An 18,270-nucleotide genomic window follows, 5' to 3' on the forward strand; every position below is an offset into this window, starting at 1 on the left:
TAGGCTTTTCTTTCACCTTTTTTTCTTTTCCTCATACGATACTACAGAATGTAACGTATAGGTGGGGATACCATTATGATTGTGATAGGCCGTTCTATTGTACACCCTTATATCACAAATGAATATGAGCCATTTGCAGCTGAGAAGCAACAAATTTTATCCATAATGGCGGGAAATCAAGAAGTTTATTCCTTCCGAACAGCTGATGAACTCAGCTTTGATCTAAATTTGCGAGTAAATATTATTACTTCTGCATTAGAACTGTTTCAGAGTGGATTTCAGTTTCGTACGTTTCAACAATCCTTTTGCAACCCACAGTACTGGAAAAGAACATCACTAGGTGGGTTCCAGCTCCTTCCAAACATATCACCTTCTATTGCCATACAAGATATTTTTAAAAATGGAAAACTATATGGGACTGAATGTGCTACCGCTATGATAATTATTTTTTACAAGGCTTTACTATCCTTGTATGAGGAAGAAACTTTCAACCGTCTATTTGCAAACCTTTTACTTTATACATGGGACTACGATCAAGATTTAAAGCTCATAACAAAAACGGGTGGCGATCTTGTTCCAGGTGATCTCGTTTACTTTAAAAATCCACAAGTGAATCCAGCTACGATCGAGTGGCAAGGTGAAAATACAATCTATCTAGGGAATTTCTTTTTTTACGGACATGGGGTAGGTGTAAAAACAAAAGAGGAAATTATCTACTCATTAAATGAACGACGAGTCCCTTATGCTTTTATTTCAGCTTTTTTGACCGATACGATCACTCGTATTGATAGCCGTATCATGAGCCACTACGCTTCTCCAAACACACCACAAACAGCCATAGGGTTTATTCCGATTAGAGATGATGCGATCGTTGCAACAGTTGGCCATACAACTACAATTTATTAAAAAAAGCGCCTACACATGTAGGCGCTTTTTTCTTATTATTAAGCTTTTGTATGTTCTTTATGGTCACATTCGCAATGAGATCCACATTTCCCATATAATACTGTTGACTTTTCATCTTCAAAATGTGCAATTGTTCCTTCACATACTTGGCATACGATTGTTCCCATTTTCATTTCCCCCTGAGTTTTAATAGTGATCTACTTATTTATCATTAAGCTTTCGCATTATCTCTACTAGCACAGTCACAATTTGTACCACATTTTCCGTAAAGCACTGTCGTTTTCTCATCTTCAAAATGTGCAATTGTTCCTTCACATACTTGGCATACGATTGTTCCCATTTTTCATTTCCCCCTAAGTTTATGGTCCTAAAAACTTTTAGCTGTCCATGTTCTATCAATTATTGGGCTTTTGTATGCTCTGTGTGATCACACCCGCAAGATCCACATTTCCCGTAAAGTACCGTTACTTTCTCATCCTCGAAGTGTGCAATTGTACCTTCACAATCTTGACATACGATTGTTCCCATTTTTCATTTCCCCCTAAGTTTATAATCCCAAAAACTTTTGTAACCGCTTAACTTTCTGTCTTTATTTTAATATGTTATACTTTTTACGTCAATAGGTTTTTAGTATAACACATTAAATATTTTTAATTTCAATTAGTATACGATATTCACACAAAAAAACAGCCATATCCATACGTACGACTGTTTCACATTAATTATTCTTCATATTCTGCATGCAATGAAGTAGACGGAACAAGAAATTTAAAAAACTGAGCTAACTCCGCTGCTTCTTCTTCCGATCCTAACTTAAAAATTTCCTGCATATATTGAACATTCTCTACATCATCTTGTCCAAGCAGAGTAGACCTTCCCGTTTGCATGCAAACAATAAGTGGCTTTCCAAAAAACATATTTGTATAAATAATCCCAAAATCATAACGCGTATCATGTGTCATAAACCCTAAAAATCGTACCTTCACACTTTCATGCTCATCATACAATTTTTCAAACATCGGTTTCCACCTTTCTACATCACCTTTCCTACTCATAATATATTAAACAAAAAAAGTAATACTCCTTTTAATTGTCAAAAAATTCAGTGGGATGTAAAATTATATTATTCTACTAATTTAGGGGGAACTTATATGCAACATGCTTTTATTACGCTTGTACCTAATTCCAATCAACAATCTATTTCAATAGAGGATGTAAAACACCTTTTTCATAACTATAAAACCGTCACTTCCAAGACTGGTGATCAAATTAATTATGATTACACAAATACAGCTTTTCCTTATGAAATATTAGATACATCTACGACAACATTAAAACTCCAATCAAGTCACGATCGATATGATTCTATTTATGTGGGGATTGGAATAGAAAAGGAACAATCTTTCATTCAAATCTCTTTACCTACTACAGCAACATTTGGTGATAAAGGAAAAGCAAATGAATTTAGTCGCTTTCTAGCGAAGAAGTTAGAAGGAGAGTTACAACTATTTAATGGGAGAACAATGTATTTCTATAAACGTTAATTTAAAAACAAAAATAAACGATTAGAAAAATCATACTATTTGTGCAAGTAAGAAGCATTGCTTTTCTCCTTGCACTTAGTATGACATACGCTATGATATACGCTAAATAAAAAAATATAAGAAAAAGAAAAATTTTATAATGAATTTTATCACGACTTGACAATAATAACACTGCTGAAAATCCACTCCATAAAACTAAATGTAAAAATGAAACCAGCGTAGTTTTCATAGCGTTACCTCCTATTTCTTCTATTATATTGTGTAATCTATCCCTCTCAGTATTTTATACTATTACTTACTCTATGATTTACCTTCTACCATTTATGTAATTCCTTCATTATTTATATGCAAATACTCCCCTATTTTTACATTTCATTCTCTTTATTTTATTAGAAACATGGTATAATCGTTCGGGATTAACTATAGAAAGGAATCAATGATATATGGTATTTAGTAACCTCTTTTTTTTATGTCTTTTTTTACCTGCGATTCTTTTAGTGTACTATTCAGTACGTAAAGAATTACAAAACATCGTTCTTTTATTATTTAGTTTATTATTTTATGCATGGGGAGAGCCCATCTATGTCTTCCTTATGCTTTTTTCTATCTTCATAAACTATTGGTTTGGCATTTGGCTTAATAAAGACCGACTATCTGACGCAAATAGAAAATTCATTCTTACTTTAGCAATTATTATCAATACTGCTATACTTGGATATTTTAAATATGCTAACTTTTTAGTCGATAATATTAACGGGATTTTTCATACAAACATCGTACTCGAAAAAATCCCATTACCAATCGGGATTTCTTTTTTCACTTTCCATGCAATGAGTTATATTATTGATATTTATAAAAGAAAAGTAGAGGCTCAGCGAAATCTGTTTGATTTGGCGCTTTATTTTACTATTTTCCCTCAATTAGTTGCGGGACCAATCGTTCGATATAACACAATTGCTCATCAATTACATGTTAGAACAGTTAATGCTGATAAGTTTTCAGAAGGTATTCGCCGTTTTATCATTGGATTAGGAAAAAAAGTTTTGATTGCGAATCAACTAGGAGCTATTGCCGATGAAATATTTGCAATGGATCCAGCAACAATGAGCGTATCTACTGCTTGGATTGGTGCGATCGCTTATACATTACAAATTTATTTCGATTTTTCAGGTTACAGTGATATGGCCATTGGATTAGGAAAAATGTTCGGGTTTGATTTTCTGGAAAATTTCAATTACCCCTACATTTCAAAATCAATTTCTGAATTTTGGCGTCGCTGGCATATTTCCCTTGGCTCATGGTTCCGTGATTACGTCTATATCCCACTAGGTGGAAACCGAGTATCTGGCTGGAAAATTTATCGTAACCTCTTTATAGTATGGGCACTAACAGGTTTTTGGCATGGGGCTAGTTGGACATTTATGATTTGGGGTATTTATTACGGATGTTTAATTGCTTTGGAAAAATCCGGGTTCGAGAAAATCTTGCAAAGATTATGGTGGCCAATTCAACATGTGTACGTTATGTTTTTAGTAATTATCGGCTGGGTTTTCTTCAGAGCTGACAACTTTAGCTACTGTTCTAAATTTTTACAAGCAATGTTCGGATTAAATGGATCATTGACTGACATTACTAGTTATTTCTATGTGATGAATTATTGGGGAATCTTTATACTTGCAATTATTACGTCAGCTCCAATTTTCTCTTGGATCAAGACTGTATTAGCAAATAAAAAGGTCGTTATTTTATCTCCACTTTATTACTTCAGTGTATTAATCATAACTATGATGTACTTAACGAATGCAACTTACAATCCATTTATTTACTTCCGTTTCTAAAGGAGGGCTAACTATGAAAAATTTCACTAATCGTATATTAATTGCAGGATTTCTCGCTATTATTTTCGGAATGTGTATATGGACCGGTAAAATAATATATTGGGACAAAAAAAGTTTTTCTGATTTTGAAAACAGAGAATTAGCTTTGAATCCAGTCCTAACTATAGATACTATAAAATCCGGAAAATATTTCAAAGATACTGAGTTACACTTTACAGATCATATCGCAGCACGCGACAGATTTATTGAAACATATACAAAGTTACAATTGAAATTCAATCGAACTTTTGTAAATAACAATTACGTTGCAGATGACGGTTTCATTTTATCTGCACCGACAAAAATAGATATGCGTGATCAAATTAAGCAATCTGTTAATGAATTAGAAAACCTAAAAACTCAATTTCCAAAAACAGAATTTTATTTCTTGTTAGCTCCAAGTAAACTAACGGCACTTTCGTATAAATACCCGCCATATGTAAATCGTGGGTACGATCAAAAACATCGTGATTATTTTGTACAAGAGTTACAGAAAATAAATTTCCCTGTTATTGATGTTCTTCCTGCTTTTCAAAAAGAATTTACTCACGAACAATTAGAAGAGCTATACTTTAAAACGGATCACCATTGGAATATGAGAGGTGCATTTTATGCATACGAACAAACAATGAATTACATTGCTAACCATTCTAAAGTATTTACCGGCAATGCTGTTAATCGAGATGATTATAAAACAACTTTAGAAGAACCAAATGGACAATTTATCGGTAGTTGGAACAAACAACTATATAATTTAATAAAAACACCTGAAACAATCCCATATGTACAATTTAAACAAAATCCAAATGTGTGGGATAATTATACGGTCTATCTTGGTCCAAAATCAGAAGAGAGCATTAAAATACCGTTGAAGGAATTCTTTGCAGTTGATAAAAATAAGTTTTCACCAGAGTATTCATCCGTTTATCAAACAGACTATGCACAGATTAATATCTTAAATCCAAATGCGAAAAATAAACTACATGCTGTCATTATTAAAGATTCTTATGTTGATGCAGCTTATCCTTTATTTGCACAAGAGTTTGAACAAACGACATTTATCGACCCACGATTTGGGGCAAGTAAAAATGTAAAAGATGATTTAAAAAAACTAAATGCTGATATCGTCTTATTCCTTTATAATGACACTAGTACAAATAAAGAAATGTATCAATTTGAAAATAAAGAATAAAAAACAAGAGGTGAATCAAAAAGATTCACCTCTTGTTTTTATTTGTACAGCACAGAAAAACAACGCCTCCTAAAATTAGGAGGCGTTGTTTGTTATTTTACAATGTGAATTGGCATTCCAAGAGCAACTTCAGCTGCTTCCATTGTGATCTCACCTAATGTTGGGTGAGCGTGGATTGTTTGAGCGATATCTTCTGCTGTCATACCAGCTTCGATAGCTAAACCAATCTCAGAAATAATATCAGAAGCGCCTGCACCTGCAACTTGAGCACCTACAAGAAGACCATCTTCTTTACGTGTTACAAGTTGTACGAAACCGTCAGTGCTGTTTAATGATAATGCACGACCGTTTGCAGCGAATGGGAACTTAGATACAGCTACAGTCATTCCTGCTGCTTCTGCTTCTTTCTTAGTGTAACCAACAGATGCTAATTCTGGATCAGTGAAACATACTGCTGGAATTCCGATGTAATCGATTGCTGATGCATGGCCACTAATTGCTTCAACAGCTACTTTACCTTCGTAAGAAGCTTTGTGAGCTAATGGTGGTCCAGGAACGATATCACCGATTGCATAGATGTTTGATACGTTTGTACGGCATTGCTCATCGATTTCGATGATACCGCGGTCAGTCATTTTAACTCCAACTTGCTCAAGACCGATTTCTTGAGTGTTTGGACGACGACCTACAGTTACTAATACGTAATCTGCTTCTACAGTTTTCACTTCGCCGTTAACTTCGAAGCTAACTGTTACGCCAGTTTCAGTTTCTACAACGCCTTTAGCCATAGCTTTTGTATGGATATTTACGTTGCCTTTTTTCTGAAGGGCACGTTTAACAACAGAGCTCATTGCTTTTTCGAAACCAGCTAAGATTTCGTCGCCAGCTTCTACTACAGTAACTTCTGTACCGAAGTTAGCATATGCAGTACCTAATTCCATACCGATGTAACCGCCGCCGATTACAACAAGTTTTTTAGGAATTTCAGGTAAGCTTAGAGCGCCTGTAGAGTTGATAACACGTTTAGAGTATTTGAATCCAGGAATTTCGATTGGTGTAGAACCAGTTGCAAGAACAGCATTTTTAAACGTATAAGTTTGAGCTGCTTCTTCAGTCATTACGCGTAATGTGTTAGCATCTACGAAGTAAGCTTCACCGCGAATGATTTCAACTTTGTTACCTTTAAGAAGGCCTTCAACACCGCCAGTTAATTTCTTAACTACGCCGTTTTTCCATTCTTGAACTTTTGTAAAGTCAACTTTTACGTTTTCTGCAGTGATACCCATGTCATCAGAATGCATTGCATTCTCATAACGATGACCTGCATTGATTAACGCTTTTGAAGGAATACATCCAACGTTTAAGCATACGCCACCAAGGTTAGCTTTTTCGATGATTGCTACCTTTTGACCTAATTGTGCTGCACGAATTGCCGCAACGTATCCACCAGGACCTGCACCAACAACGACTGTATCTAATTCAATTGGGAAATCTCCTACTACCATTGTTATTACGCCTCCATTACTAATAATTGTGGGTCATTCAATAGACGTTTAATTTGGTTTAATGCTTTTTGAGCAGTTGCGCCGTCAATTAAACGATGGTCAAAACTTAGAGATAATGCTAATACTGGAGCTGCTACAATCTCACCATTTTTCACAACTGGTTTTTCAGCGATACGGCCGATACCAAGGATTGCTACTTCTGGGTGATTGATAACTGGAGTGAACCATTGTCCACCTGCAGAACCAATGTTTGTAATTGTGCAAGAAGCACCTTTCATTTCAGCTGGAGCTAAACGACCATCACGTGCTTTACCAGCAAGATCGTTGATCTCGTTAGAAATAGTGAAGATTGATTTACGATCTGTATCTTTAACAACTGGTACTAATAGACCTTTGTCTGTATCAGCTGCGATACCGATGTTGAAGTAATGTTTGTGAACGATTTCTTGAGAAGCATCGTCTAAAGCAGTATTCAACATTGGGAATTCACGTAATGCAGATGTTAAAGCTTTTACAACGTATGGAAGGTAAGTTAATTTAATACCTTTGTCAGCTGCAACAGCTTTGAACTTCTTACGGTGAGCAACAAGCTCAGTTACATCAACTTCATCCATTAATGTTACGTGAGGAGCTGTGTGCTTAGAGTTAACCATTGCCTTCGCAATCGCTTTACGGATACCACTCATTTTCTCACGAGTTTCTGGATATTCACCAGCTGGAATTGGTTGTGCTTTTGGTGCTGCTTCTTTCGCTGCTGCTGGAGTAGCTTCTACTGCTGCTGGAGCCTCAGTTGCTGCTACTGTTTGTCCACCATTTGCAAATGCATCGATGTCAGCTTTCACAACGCGGCCATTCTTACCAGAACCAGCTACTTTATGAATGTCTACACCTTTTTCACGAGCATATTTACGAACAGATGGCATAGCGATTACGCGCTCATTTACTACTTCTGCAGTTGCTGCTGGAGTAGCTTCCGCTGCTGGAGCTTCTACTGCTGCTTCTTCAGCTTTTGGAGCTGCATCATGATCGTCACCTTTAAATTTAAGGTTTTCGTATCCAGGAGCATCAAATTTAATTAATGTATCTCCTACAATTGCAACTGTTCCTTCTTCTACAAGTACTTCAAGTACTTTACCTTTAACAGGAGAAGGGATTTCTACTACTGCTTTATCATTTTGTACTTCAAGAAGTACATCGTCTTCATTTACTTCATCGCCTGGTTTAATAAACCATTTTACGATTTCACCTTCGTGGATACCTTCACCGATATCTGGTAGTTTAAATTCAAATGCCACGGAATTCAGCCCCCTGATTCATTTCATTATTATGGAATATGGCAAAAGAAATCAGCATGCGCTGATTTCTTTTGCACATGAGTAAGTAAAAAATTAGAAGTTCATTACTTTGTTAACAGCTTCAACAATATCTTTGTGGTTTGGTAACCATACGCTCTCAGCTTGAGAGAATGGGAATACTGTATCAGCAGCTGCAACACGTACAACTGGAGCTTCTAAGTTTAAGATTGCACGGTCGTTAATTTCCGCTACAACGTTAGCTGCAATACCAGCTTGTTTTTGAGCTTCTTGAACTACAACTACGCGGCCTGTTTTTTCAACAGAAGCGATGATTGTTTCGATATCTAATGGTTGAACTGTACGTAAGTCAACAACCTCTAAAGAGATACCTTCTTTTTCAAGTTCTTCAGCAGCTTTTAATGCAGCGTGAACCATAGCACCGTAAGCGATAACAGATACATCTGTACCTTCACGTTTGATATCAGCTTTACCTAAATCAATTGTGTATTCGCCTTCTGGTACATCTTGACGGAATGAACGGTACAATTTCATATGCTCTAAGTAGATAACTGGATCGTTGTCACGAATCGCAGAGATTAAAAGACCTTTTGCATCGTATGGAGTAGATGGAATAACAACTTTTAGACCAGGTTGTTGAGCCACTAATCCTTCTAAGCTATCAGCATGTAGTTCAGGAGTATGAACACCGCCACCGAATGGAGAACGAACTGTTACTGGAGCAGTCCAACGTCCACCTGAACGGTAACGCATACGAGCTAATTGACCAGAAATTGAATCCATTACTTCATAAACGAAACCGAAGAATTGGATTTCTGGAACTGGACGGAAACCTTCAAGTGCAAGTCCAACTGCAAGTCCACCAATACCAGACTCTGCAAGTGGAGTATCCATTACACGATCTTCACCGAATTCAGCTTGTAAACCTTCAGTAGCACGGAATACACCGCCGTTTACACCAACGTCTTCACCAAACACAAGTACGTTAGGATCATTTTTCATTTCAACGCGTAAAGCATCAGTGATTGCTTGAATCATTGTCATTTGAGCCATGGCTTACTTCGACTCCTTTTCTTTGTAAATTTCATATTGTTCAGCTAAGTTGTAAGGCATTTTTTCGTACATGATTTCCATTAAATCAGTAACTTTTTGTTTTGGAGCTTGGTCAGCCTTAGCAATTGCTTGTTTGATATCTTCTTTTGCTTCTTCGATTACTTTCTCTTCAACTTCTTGAGACCATAGGCCTTTGTTTTCTAAGAAAGCACGGAAACGTACGATTGGATCTTTTTGTTCCCATTCGTTTTCGATATCTTTTGTACGGTAACGAGTTGGGTCATCACCAGCCATTGTATGTGGACCGTAACGGAATGTTAAAGTCTCGATTAAAGTAGGGCCTTCGCCGTTTACTGCGCGCTCACGAGCGAAAGCAGTTGCTGCGTATACAGCTAATGGATCCATACCGTCTACTTGAATTCCGTAAATACCTGCTGCTACTGCTTTTTGAGCTACAGTTTTAGCTGCAGATTGCTTTTCTACTGGAGTAGAAATTGCATAACGGTTGTTTTGTACAACGAAGATTGCTGGAGCTTTGAATGCACCCGCAAAGTTCATACCTTCGTAGAAGTCACCTTGTGAAGCACCACCGTCACCAGTGTAAGTAATTGCAACAGATTTTTTACCACGTAGTTTCATACCTAACGCAACACCAGCAGTTTGGATGATTTGCGCACCGATAATGATTTGTGGAGCAAGTGCATTTACATTCTCAGGCATTTGGTTACCCATGAAATGTCCACGAGAGAATAAGAATGCTTGGTATAATGGTAAGCCGTGCCATACTAATTGTGGCACATCACGATATCCTGGTAAGATGAAATCTTCTGCTTCAAGTGCGAAATGACTTGCTAACTGAGAAGCCTCTTGTCCAGCTGTTGGTGCGTAGAAACCTAAACGTCCTTGACGGTTTAAAGAAATAGAACGTTGATCTAGTACGCGAGTATACACCATACGGCGCATTAACTCTTTTAATTGATCATCAGATAATTCAGGCATAGCTGCTTCATTCACAACTTCGCCTTTTTCATTTAAAATTTGTAATGTTTCAAATTGAGCTGCGATAGCTTTCATTTGCTCATCAACATTAAATAGGGTCTTTTTTGTTTTAGTACCCATTCCGTTCACCTCTTCCTCTCTTGAACCATATTCTGAAACGCTTTCACCTGCTATTAGCTAAACTGAAAACGTGACAATGTAAACCAACAAATTTATCTGTCGGTTGAGAATAATTTTGTGTACCTAACAATCTGTACTAATGTTTTTTCAAAAACATATTAATACAATCTTGATCACGTTTTTTAGTTTACAACTATTCTAATTGCGATGTCAATTACTTTGAATACGTTTTTTTATAAATAATCTGCAGGTTTCTTCTCCACAAACGTGTTTTTATTTTTCACATCTGTATTAGTAAGCATTAACCTACTGTTATATTATTCCCTTTTTAACTTGTTTTTTCTCTTAGAATAATATGTAAACGATTTAATTCTCTTTAGTTTTTCTCTCTTCTCCACAAAATTATACAAACTCTTCTTCCTTTTATAGGTAAATACCTATACATTTCTACTCTTCCCTCCATACATTATAGTAACCGCAGTATTAGCGGGAAATGATAAAGGAGGTCATCTCATGTACGGATACTCATATTGCTATCCAACTTGTTCATATCCTTCCTACGGTTATGGCGGTTCTTGTGGCGGGTCTGGACGCGGCTTCGCCTTAATCGTTGTGTTGTTTATCCTTTTAATTATCGTTGGTGCTGCTTGCATTCGCTAATGTAAAATGAAACAACTATGGAAAGAAACAGACGGCTTTGCCGTCTTTTCTTTTTCTCACATACATAACTAATCTATATTAGAACGATTTCCATAGTCGTCCCCCTCACTTGTCGATGACTTTTTCCATCTCCTTTGGTAGACTAAAGAAGAAAGGAGAGATTACATATGCTTACAATGAATGATGTCATTCGCGAAGGAGATCCTATTTTGCGAAACGTTGCAGAAGAGGTATCCATACCGGCGAGTGAAAAAGATACAAATACCCTTAAAGAAATGATTGAATTTGTAATAAATAGCCAAGATCCTGAAATGGCTGAAAAATATAGTTTACGCCCTGGAATCGGATTAGCGGCTCCGCAAATCGGTATTTCAAAGAAAATGATTGCGGTTCATGTAACTGATACGAACGGTACGTTATATAGCCATGCATTATTTAACCCAAAAATCATTAGTCATTCTGTTGAACGTACATATTTACAAAGTGGTGAAGGCTGTCTATCTGTAGACCGTGAAGTACCGGGTTATGTCCCTCGTTACACAAGAATTACAGTGAAAGCAACATCTATTAACGGAGAAGAAGTAAAATTACGTTTAAAAGGTTTACCAGCAATCGTATTCCAGCATGAAATCGACCATTTAAATGGTGTTATGTTCTACGACCATATTAATAAAGAGAATCCATTTGCCGCTCCTGATGAGTCGAAACCTCTGGAGCGATAATAATAAAGTGAAACTTTAATCAGTGTGGACTATCCACTCTGATTATTAGCCCACACCAAAAAAGGCGGAAGTTAATCTTCCGCCTTTTTTATATAAAATGGGTTCCATATCCACTTATAACAATCCAGCCCATTTTAATCCATAGTATATACCGTCTTCACTAACATCCTTTGTCACATGATTCGCAAGTTTTTTCAAATCTTCATGACCATTCCCCATCACAATACCTGTCCCAACTGCTTCAATCATTTCCAAATCATTTAAACCATCCCCAAATGCATACACTTGTTCACGGTTAAATCCTAATTTCTCAATGAATTTCTCAATCCCTTTTGCCTTAGAACCACCATTTGGAATGATATCCATTGAATAAGCATGCCAACGAATAAAATGAAAATCTGGGTACTGATTAATAAACTTTTCCTCTTCATTTACTTCGCAGAAAAGAAGTGTTTGATAAATATTACGTTTCTCATAAAAATCAGGTTCATATGCTGGATGCTCAAAGTTTAAGCTTCCGAAGCCTTCTTTCACATAATCATGATATTCCACTGATGCTCTCATATCTTGATGATCAAGATATACAAGTGGATACCCTTCTTGTTTTGCAAACTGAGTAAACTTATGTAGCGTTGCTGAATGTAACGGGTTATTAAATATTACCTCATCTTCAAATACAACATACTGACCATTAAAACTAACATAATTATGTATATTGAGTTCCTTACGAATATCTTCAAACATAAATGGTGCACGCCCTGTCGCAATGGCTACATGCACACCTTTTTCTTGTAAGTGTCTTACTGCATCTCGTGTAGATTGCGGAATTTTTTTATCATGATCTAATAATGTTCCATCAATATCAAAAAAGACAATTTTATCATTCATTAATCAAAACCCTTTCTGGCACTCTATATTCCTATTTTGATTATCGCTTTTCAAATTCTAAAAAAAAGTATAACATATTAAACATCTGTGAAGAAAGCGTTCACTTTCTGACCTTATTTATGAAACCTGCATATATATATTAGTAAAAAATGTGGATCCTTGTTCGTATGAATTTTCTTTTCCATTCTTTCTCATACTAAACCTATAACTAACGGCTACTAATCGTTACTATAGAATAACTTTCCCTGCATGAGAAAGGACCAAGATTCACCTTTGTTCTCTTTCTTATACCAGAGACGGAGTTTTCACTAGTAATATGCATGTTTAAAATAAGGAAAGGAAGGAGTAATCATGCTGAAGAAGCTGAAGAAAAAGCTCAAGCGTTATTTAAACGATCTAGTCCGTAAAAAGACAATCGCTTAAATTGTGCCCATTTCGGGCTTTTTCTTCATTCTCATTCGAAAAAACATGAAAATCGTGACTGTTTGCTTTATAATAAGTAACAGATAATGCAAAACATAGACAAGGAGAGGTTTTCCAAATGATTTTTAAAGTATTTTATCAAGAAAAAATGACTGAGGTTCCAGTACGTGAAAATACAAAAGTTTTATATTTAGAGGCTACGTCTGAAAAGGATGTTCGTAAAAGATTACAAAAGTTCGCATATAATATCGAGTTCGTTCAGTCTGTTACTGGTGCTCATCTTGAATATGAAAAACAAAACGCTGATTTAACATTAGCGGCGAACGTATAATCATATGAAATTCCTAAAAAATGATCAGGCTGCTGTTTTTGCTTTAGGTGGACTTGGTGAAATCGGCAAAAATACATATGCTGTTCAATTTCAAGATGAAATTATTATAATTGACGCTGGAATTAAATTCCCAGAAGACGAACTCCTCGGAATCGATTATGTAATACCAGATTACACTTATTTTGTGCGAAACGAAGATAAAATTAAAGGTTTATTCATTACACATGGTCACGAAGATCATATCGGTGGAATTCCTTACCTATTACGTCAAGTGAACATTCCAATTTACGGCGGTAAATTAGCAATTGCCCTAATTAAAAACAAATTAGAAGAGCACGGATTACTTCGTAAAGCGAAACTTTATGAAATTCAAGAAGATGATGTTATCAAATTTAAAAAGACATCTGTTTCCTTCTTCCGTACAACTCACAGTATCCCAGATTCATACGGAGTTGTTGTGAAAACACCTCAAGGACAAGTTGTTCATACTGGTGATTTCAAATTTGATTTCACCCCAGTCGGTGAACCTGCAGACTTAACAAAAATGGCTGAAATCGGAAAAGACGGTGTACTTTGTCTCTTATCTGACAGCACAAACAGTGAAGTTCCAAACTTTACAATGTCTGAGCGCCGCGTTGGTGATAGTATTCAAGATATTTTCCGCAAAGTAGAAGGTCGTATCATCTTCGCAACCTTTGCATCAAATATCCATCGTCTACAACAAGTTATTGAAGCAGCTGTTGAAAACAATCGTAAAGTGGCTGTATTTGGTCGAAGTATGGAAGCAGCTATTGAGATTGGACAAAACCTCGGTTATATTCGCTGTCCGAAGGATACATTCATAGATGCATCTCAACTAAACCGCCTACCAGCTAATAAAGTGGTTATTTTATGTACTGGTAGTCAAGGAGAACCAATGGCGGCACTTTCCCGCATTGCGAATGGTACTCATCGTCAAATTCAAATTATTCCTGGCGACACAGTTGTTTTCTCTTCTTCACCAATCCCTGGTAATACCATTAGTGTAAGCCGTACAATTAACATGTTGTATCGTGCTGGTGCTAATGTAATCCACGGCAAGCTGTCAAACATTCATACGAGTGGACATGGCGGACAAGAAGAGCAAAAACTAATGCTACGTCTAATTAAACCGAAATATTTCATGCCAATTCATGGTGAATATCGTATGCAACGTATGCATATGAAATTAGCGAATGATTGCGGTATTCCAGAAGAAAACTGTTTCATCATGGATAATGGAGATGTTCTTGCCTTGCGTTCAGATGAAGCAAGCGTAGCTGGTAAAATACCATCTGGATCTGTCTATATCGACGGAAACGGTATTGGAGATATCGGTAATATCGTATTACGCGATCGTCGTATCCTTTCTGAGGAAGGTCTTGTTATTGTAGTTGTAAGCATTGATATGAAAGAGTTTAAAGTTGCAGCAGGACCTGATATCATCTCACGTGGTTTCGTTTATATGCGTGAAAGTAGTGATTTAATCAACGATGCTCAAACATTAATTACAACTCATTTAGAAAAAGTAATGGAACGTAAAACAACACAATGGTCTGAAATTAAAAATGAAATTACAGACACATTGGCACCATTCTTATACGAGAAAACGAAACGTCGTCCAATGATTTTACCAATCATTATGGAAATATAAAAAAAGGACAACACCATGAAGGTGTTGTCCTTTTTACTTATCTTAAAAAATGTTTAAAACGATCTACTTCATCGTCATGACCAATTACAATTAATATATCTCCTGCTTGAATATTTTCCGTAGCTCGAGGAGATACGATAACTTCTTTACCACGTTTAATTGCTACAATATTCAATCCAAACTTCGCACGAATATCTAATTCGATTAAAGAATGACCATCAATTTTTTTATTTGCAATAATCTCTACAATACTATGCTCATCTGAAAGCTCAAGATAATCTAACACGTTACTTGATGCAATATTATTAGCAATCCTTTTTCCCATATCACGTTCTGGATGCACAATGTGATCTGCACCTATTTTACTTAACACTTTTTCATGGTAATCATTTTGAGCTTTTACAGTAATATTTTTTACACCTAACTCTTTCAAAATTAATGTTGTTAAAATACTTGAATTTAAGTTGTCCCCAATAGCAACAACTACATGATCAAAATTACGAATACCAAGACTTTTTAATACCATCTCATCTGTTGAATCTGCAATTACAGCATGCGAAGCTATATTTGCAAACTCATTGATTTTATCCTCATCTGAATCAATTGCCATTACTTCCATACCTAATTGAGCTAGCTCTCGGCAAATACTTCCACCAAAACGTCCAAGCCCAATGACAGCAAATTCTTTTTCTTTCTCACTCACAGGAATTCCTCCAATAACTTCAAGTACTATGTATTTTCATTGTAACATACTTTATATGCGTCACAAAAACCTGTAGTTAGCTCCTATTTTTGTTTTTGCATATAAAAGTATTGTTGTAAATAAAAGGCGATACCAACAAGCAACATGCCAAATACAAATATATTTCCAAATGAACTAAATGTTTCAAAAACGAATAATAATGTTTCTTGACCGAAAAAAGCGAATAGAAGCTGTATGAATGCAAATAACAGCGCCCATATGTAATGATGTTGATGGAATAAATAATGTGTTGCGCCTAAAAACGCGACAAATGAAAAGATAAAAATCCACCAATTTTCTAAAAACAGCTGCCAATCAGAAAATTGATATCCATTTACTAATATCGCAATAATTCCTATAACGGCCATCGTTGGCACACTCCAAAATAATGCCCGTCCTCTAAAGAAGCGAGTACCTTTAACATCTCCTTTTTCATGTGCAATGTATGTGAGTACTACCGTACTTATATACAAAACAGAAAAAATTGTTAAAACGATAATAAGCCAAAAATGCAATTGATAATACTCATGTTCTATATTTGTCACGATTGCAGCTAGCATGCACGGGATTAACATCCCCGTCCAACCATCTATTTTTCTTTCATTCCAAAACACCGTATTACCAATCCGTATTCCTAACAACATAAAAATAATGATACCTAGTACAAATAACGTAGTTTTATTCCCTACTAAACTCGTTGAGAAAGCAATTAATCCAATAAACAAAAAGAGTACAAATCCATTCATAATTTCTAGTACAGGTGATAAATATCTCTTCACCCATTTATATGTTTCGTCATATTCATTATTATCTACTAAACGGTAGGCATAAAAACTTATCCCAAAATAAACCGCCGCAATAATAACATACGCATATAAAACAAAACACAACATTGCACTGCTCATTTGCACGTAATTCCCCACCCTTTTTTCTATGTTTCACATTGATTTTACACACTTTCCACACGAAAAGTAAACATATATACAGTAGTTCTCCCTAATGACCGACAATTAATAATGAGCAGCGGCTAAAAAACCTCTGCTCATTATTAAGACAACTACTTGAACTATTAAAGTAAGGATTCATATTCCTTCACTTGTATGCAAATGCCCAACCAGTATTTACAAATGTTACTTACAACTCAGTACAAACAGCGAATTTGTAACCGTTAAGAAAGTAAAAATTTTAATTTCTATTTCCTTTCCACTTTACATATTGGTCTATACATACAATCGCCTTTTCAATCGCTTCTTCATCTGGTTTTAATTTCGCATGATGCAAACCATATTCTGAATTTACCCCAAGCCAAAACATAAATCCAGGAATCTCTTGAAGCATATATCCAAAATCTTCACCTGTCATTGCCTCAGTACATGTAATTACATTCATATCAGTTTGTTCACGTACAAATTGCATAAATTCTCTCGTTAATTCTTCATGGTTATATACTTGATGATACATCGCTCCGTAGTCAATGACTGCTTCACACTGGAAGGAGGCTTCTATGCCTGCAACAATTGCCTCAATTCTACTTTTAACACGCCTCATTGATTCCACCGATAATGTTCGAATCGTTCCTTCTAGGCGAGATTTTTCTGCTATAATATTTTGAACTGTACCACCTGTAATTTTTCCAATTGTAATTACCGCACTATCAAGAGGATTCACATTACGACTAATAACAGATTGAAGTTGTGTAACAAGGTGACTCGCTGCAACAATCATATCATTTGCAGTATGCGGGTAGGCTGCGTGTCCACCTTTTCCTTTTAAATCAACATATAACTCTGATGTATTTGCAAATAACAGCCCTTCTTTTGTTGCAATTGTTCCTACAGCGTATTCAGGTGCAATATGAAGACCAAGAATTATATTCGGTTTCCATTCTTTTAACTCTTCACTTTTTAACATAGGAAGAGCTCCTCCTGGCCCCTCTTCTGCTGGCTGGAATAGAAATACAAGGTCATCATCTATTCTTTCCGTCACAGCCGCTGTTAGAAGTCCTAAACCGATTGTTGTATGCAGATCATGTCCACATGCATGCATCATTCCCTCATGGATAGATGCAAACTCATATCCAGTTTCCTCTGTAATTGGTAAACCGTCTATATCTGCACGATAACCTATAATTTTTTCTGGATTTTTTCCATTCACTTTAACAATGACACCCGTTTTCCATACTTTCACTTCCACATATTCATTCGAAAGCGTTCTTATATAATCTAAAATATACTGTTGTGTTTTCCACTCTTTAAATCCAATTTCCGGTATTTTATGTAACTCTCTACGAATTTGGACGAATTTGCTCACTGTCATTTTTGCA

At 35.9% G+C, this 18,270-nt stretch carries 21 protein-coding genes; 8 read left to right on the forward strand and 13 right to left on the reverse strand.

What is annotated here, in order from left to right:
• Positions 1 to 75 precede the first annotated feature (75 nt).
• Positions 76 to 906 (forward strand): protein-glutamine gamma-glutamyltransferase, encoded by an 831-nt coding sequence (locus MR065_RS00190; protein ID WP_098267916.1) that lies wholly within the window; start codon positions 76 to 78, stop codon positions 904 to 906.
• A gap of 38 nt (positions 907 to 944) precedes the next feature.
• On the opposite strand, the gene MR065_RS00195 is transcribed toward MR065_RS00190, so the two are convergent.
• The 4 genes from MR065_RS00195 to MR065_RS00210 form a co-directional block, all read right to left on the reverse strand.
• Entirely contained in the window at positions 945 to 1,073 is a 129-nt protein-coding gene (locus tag MR065_RS00195) for a GapA-binding peptide SR1P (RefSeq protein WP_000536785.1), read from the reverse strand.
• 44 nt (positions 1,074 to 1,117) lie between these two features.
• Complete coding sequence (locus MR065_RS00200) at positions 1,118 to 1,246, reverse strand: GapA-binding peptide SR1P (protein ID WP_000536789.1); 129 nt, start codon at positions 1,244 to 1,246, stop codon at positions 1,118 to 1,120.
• 59 nt (positions 1,247 to 1,305) lie between these two features.
• Positions 1,306 to 1,434 (reverse strand): GapA-binding peptide SR1P, encoded by a 129-nt coding sequence (locus tag MR065_RS00205; RefSeq protein WP_000536778.1) that lies wholly within the window; start codon positions 1,432 to 1,434, stop codon positions 1,306 to 1,308.
• A gap of 194 nt (positions 1,435 to 1,628) precedes the next feature.
• Positions 1,629 to 1,925, reverse strand: a complete 297-nt coding sequence (locus tag MR065_RS00210; protein ID WP_242212047.1) for a DUF3055 domain-containing protein — start codon at positions 1,923 to 1,925, stop codon at positions 1,629 to 1,631.
• Positions 1,926 to 2,057: 132 nt separating this feature from the next.
• On the opposite strand from MR065_RS00210, the gene MR065_RS00215 reads away from it, so the two are divergent.
• Positions 2,058 to 2,450 (forward strand): DUF1885 family protein, encoded by a 393-nt coding sequence (locus tag MR065_RS00215; RefSeq protein WP_242212048.1) that lies wholly within the window; start codon positions 2,058 to 2,060, stop codon positions 2,448 to 2,450.
• Between the two features lies 1 nt (position 2,451).
• Here the strand turns inward: MR065_RS00215 and MR065_RS00220 are convergent, their stop codons facing one another.
• Entirely contained in the window at positions 2,452 to 2,679 is a 228-nt protein-coding gene (locus MR065_RS00220) for a hypothetical protein (RefSeq protein WP_098267918.1), read from the reverse strand.
• Between the two features lie 214 nt (positions 2,680 to 2,893).
• On the opposite strand from MR065_RS00220, the gene MR065_RS00225 reads away from it, so the two are divergent.
• Together MR065_RS00225 and MR065_RS00230 are read left to right on the forward strand one after the other, a co-directional pair.
• Positions 2,894 to 4,288 (forward strand): MBOAT family O-acyltransferase, encoded by a 1,395-nt coding sequence (locus MR065_RS00225; protein WP_242212049.1) that lies wholly within the window; start codon positions 2,894 to 2,896, stop codon positions 4,286 to 4,288.
• Between the two features lie 13 nt (positions 4,289 to 4,301).
• The gene (locus MR065_RS00230; protein WP_242212050.1) at positions 4,302 to 5,519 is read left to right on the forward strand and encodes a DHHW family protein; all 1,218 of its coding nucleotides are present in this window, start codon (positions 4,302 to 4,304) and stop codon (positions 5,517 to 5,519) included.
• Positions 5,520 to 5,611: 92 nt separating this feature from the next.
• On the opposite strand, the gene lpdA is transcribed toward MR065_RS00230, so the two are convergent.
• From lpdA to pdhA, 4 genes are all read right to left on the reverse strand, one after another.
• Positions 5,612 to 7,024 (reverse strand): dihydrolipoyl dehydrogenase, encoded by a 1,413-nt coding sequence (gene lpdA / locus MR065_RS00235; protein WP_242212051.1) that lies wholly within the window; start codon positions 7,022 to 7,024, stop codon positions 5,612 to 5,614.
• Between the two features lie 5 nt (positions 7,025 to 7,029).
• Positions 7,030 to 8,319: a pyruvate dehydrogenase complex dihydrolipoyllysine-residue acetyltransferase gene (gene pdhC / locus MR065_RS00240; RefSeq protein WP_098267922.1), complete on the reverse strand. Its 1,290-nt coding sequence runs from the start codon at positions 8,317 to 8,319 to the stop codon at positions 7,030 to 7,032.
• 93 nt (positions 8,320 to 8,412) lie between these two features.
• Entirely contained in the window at positions 8,413 to 9,390 is a 978-nt protein-coding gene (pdhB, locus tag MR065_RS00245) for a pyruvate dehydrogenase complex E1 component subunit beta (protein ID WP_000068166.1), read from the reverse strand.
• 3 nt (positions 9,391 to 9,393) lie between these two features.
• Complete coding sequence (gene pdhA / locus MR065_RS00250) at positions 9,394 to 10,509, reverse strand: pyruvate dehydrogenase E1 component subunit alpha (protein WP_000536893.1); 1,116 nt, start codon at positions 10,507 to 10,509, stop codon at positions 9,394 to 9,396.
• Between the two features lie 513 nt (positions 10,510 to 11,022).
• Here pdhA and MR065_RS00255 point away from each other — a divergent pair.
• Positions 11,023 to 11,169 (forward strand): YjcZ family sporulation protein, encoded by a 147-nt coding sequence (locus MR065_RS00255; protein ID WP_000274562.1) that lies wholly within the window; start codon positions 11,023 to 11,025, stop codon positions 11,167 to 11,169.
• 167 nt (positions 11,170 to 11,336) lie between these two features.
• Positions 11,337 to 11,891 carry a peptide deformylase gene (gene def / locus MR065_RS00260; protein WP_242212052.1) on the forward strand — a complete coding sequence of 185 codons (555 nt, stop codon included), beginning with the start codon at positions 11,337 to 11,339 and terminating at the stop codon, positions 11,889 to 11,891.
• Positions 11,892 to 12,005: 114 nt separating this feature from the next.
• On the opposite strand, the gene MR065_RS00265 is transcribed toward def, so the two are convergent.
• Positions 12,006 to 12,779 carry a Cof-type HAD-IIB family hydrolase gene (locus MR065_RS00265; RefSeq protein ID WP_242212053.1) on the reverse strand — a complete coding sequence of 258 codons (774 nt, stop codon included), beginning with the start codon at positions 12,777 to 12,779 and terminating at the stop codon, positions 12,006 to 12,008.
• A gap of 541 nt (positions 12,780 to 13,320) precedes the next feature.
• Here MR065_RS00265 and MR065_RS00270 point away from each other — a divergent pair.
• A complete protein-coding gene (locus MR065_RS00270; RefSeq protein ID WP_097904478.1) occupies positions 13,321 to 13,533 on the forward strand; it encodes a DNA-dependent RNA polymerase subunit epsilon in 213 nt (70 codons plus the stop codon).
• A 4-nt stretch (positions 13,534 to 13,537) separates the two neighbouring features.
• Positions 13,538 to 15,205 carry a ribonuclease J1 gene (rnjA, locus tag MR065_RS00275; RefSeq protein WP_097904479.1) on the forward strand — a complete coding sequence of 556 codons (1,668 nt, stop codon included), beginning with the start codon at positions 13,538 to 13,540 and terminating at the stop codon, positions 15,203 to 15,205.
• Positions 15,206 to 15,242: 37 nt separating this feature from the next.
• Here the strand turns inward: rnjA and MR065_RS00280 are convergent, their stop codons facing one another.
• From MR065_RS00280 to MR065_RS00290, 3 genes are all read right to left on the reverse strand, one after another.
• Positions 15,243 to 15,908: a potassium channel family protein gene (locus tag MR065_RS00280; protein ID WP_001290442.1), complete on the reverse strand. Its 666-nt coding sequence runs from the start codon at positions 15,906 to 15,908 to the stop codon at positions 15,243 to 15,245.
• An 83-nt stretch (positions 15,909 to 15,991) separates the two neighbouring features.
• Positions 15,992 to 16,858, reverse strand: coding sequence for a cytochrome C oxidase assembly protein (locus MR065_RS00285; RefSeq protein ID WP_242212054.1), 867 nt, complete (start codon positions 16,856 to 16,858; stop codon positions 15,992 to 15,994).
• A gap of 274 nt (positions 16,859 to 17,132) precedes the next feature.
• Positions 17,133 to 18,263 carry an N-acetyldiaminopimelate deacetylase gene (locus MR065_RS00290; RefSeq protein WP_097904481.1) on the reverse strand — a complete coding sequence of 377 codons (1,131 nt, stop codon included), beginning with the start codon at positions 18,261 to 18,263 and terminating at the stop codon, positions 17,133 to 17,135.
• Positions 18,264 to 18,270 lie beyond the last annotated feature (7 nt).

Source organism: Bacillus cereus group sp. BfR-BA-01383, from assembly GCF_022663495.1.
Classification (GTDB): domain Bacteria; phylum Bacillota; class Bacilli; order Bacillales; family Bacillaceae_G; genus Bacillus_A; species Bacillus_A cereus_AU.

Excerpts from the sequence above, each read along its gene's own strand:
- MR065_RS00190 (WP_098267916.1), top strand. The coding sequence starts at position 76 with ATGATTGTGATAGGCCGTTCTATTGTACACCCTTATATCACAAATGAA.
- MR065_RS00195 (WP_000536785.1), bottom strand. The coding sequence starts at position 1,073 with ATGGGAACAATCGTATGCCAAGTATGTGAAGGAACAATTGCACATTTT.
- MR065_RS00200 (WP_000536789.1), bottom strand. The coding sequence starts at position 1,246 with ATGGGAACAATCGTATGCCAAGTATGTGAAGGAACAATTGCACATTTT.
- MR065_RS00205 (WP_000536778.1), bottom strand. The coding sequence starts at position 1,434 with ATGGGAACAATCGTATGTCAAGATTGTGAAGGTACAATTGCACACTTC.
- MR065_RS00210 (WP_242212047.1), bottom strand. The coding sequence starts at position 1,925 with ATGTTTGAAAAATTGTATGATGAGCATGAAAGTGTGAAGGTACGATTT.
- MR065_RS00215 (WP_242212048.1), top strand. The coding sequence starts at position 2,058 with ATGCAACATGCTTTTATTACGCTTGTACCTAATTCCAATCAACAATCT.
- MR065_RS00220 (WP_098267918.1), bottom strand. The coding sequence starts at position 2,679 with ATGAAAACTACGCTGGTTTCATTTTTACATTTAGTTTTATGGAGTGGA.
- MR065_RS00225 (WP_242212049.1), top strand. The coding sequence starts at position 2,894 with ATGGTATTTAGTAACCTCTTTTTTTTATGTCTTTTTTTACCTGCGATT.
- MR065_RS00230 (WP_242212050.1), top strand. The coding sequence starts at position 4,302 with ATGAAAAATTTCACTAATCGTATATTAATTGCAGGATTTCTCGCTATT.
- lpdA (WP_242212051.1), bottom strand. The coding sequence starts at position 7,024 with ATGGTAGTAGGAGATTTCCCAATTGAATTAGATACAGTCGTTGTTGGT.
- pdhB (WP_000068166.1), bottom strand. The coding sequence starts at position 9,390 with ATGGCTCAAATGACAATGATTCAAGCAATCACTGATGCTTTACGCGTT.
- pdhA (WP_000536893.1), bottom strand. The coding sequence starts at position 10,509 with ATGGGTACTAAAACAAAAAAGACCCTATTTAATGTTGATGAGCAAATG.
- MR065_RS00255 (WP_000274562.1), top strand. The coding sequence starts at position 11,023 with ATGTACGGATACTCATATTGCTATCCAACTTGTTCATATCCTTCCTAC.
- def (WP_242212052.1), top strand. The coding sequence starts at position 11,337 with ATGCTTACAATGAATGATGTCATTCGCGAAGGAGATCCTATTTTGCGA.
- MR065_RS00265 (WP_242212053.1), bottom strand. The coding sequence starts at position 12,779 with ATGAATGATAAAATTGTCTTTTTTGATATTGATGGAACATTATTAGAT.
- MR065_RS00270 (WP_097904478.1), top strand. The coding sequence starts at position 13,321 with ATGATTTTTAAAGTATTTTATCAAGAAAAAATGACTGAGGTTCCAGTA.
- rnjA (WP_097904479.1), top strand. The coding sequence starts at position 13,538 with ATGAAATTCCTAAAAAATGATCAGGCTGCTGTTTTTGCTTTAGGTGGA.
- MR065_RS00290 (WP_097904481.1), bottom strand. The coding sequence starts at position 18,263 with ATGACAGTGAGCAAATTCGTCCAAATTCGTAGAGAGTTACATAAAATA.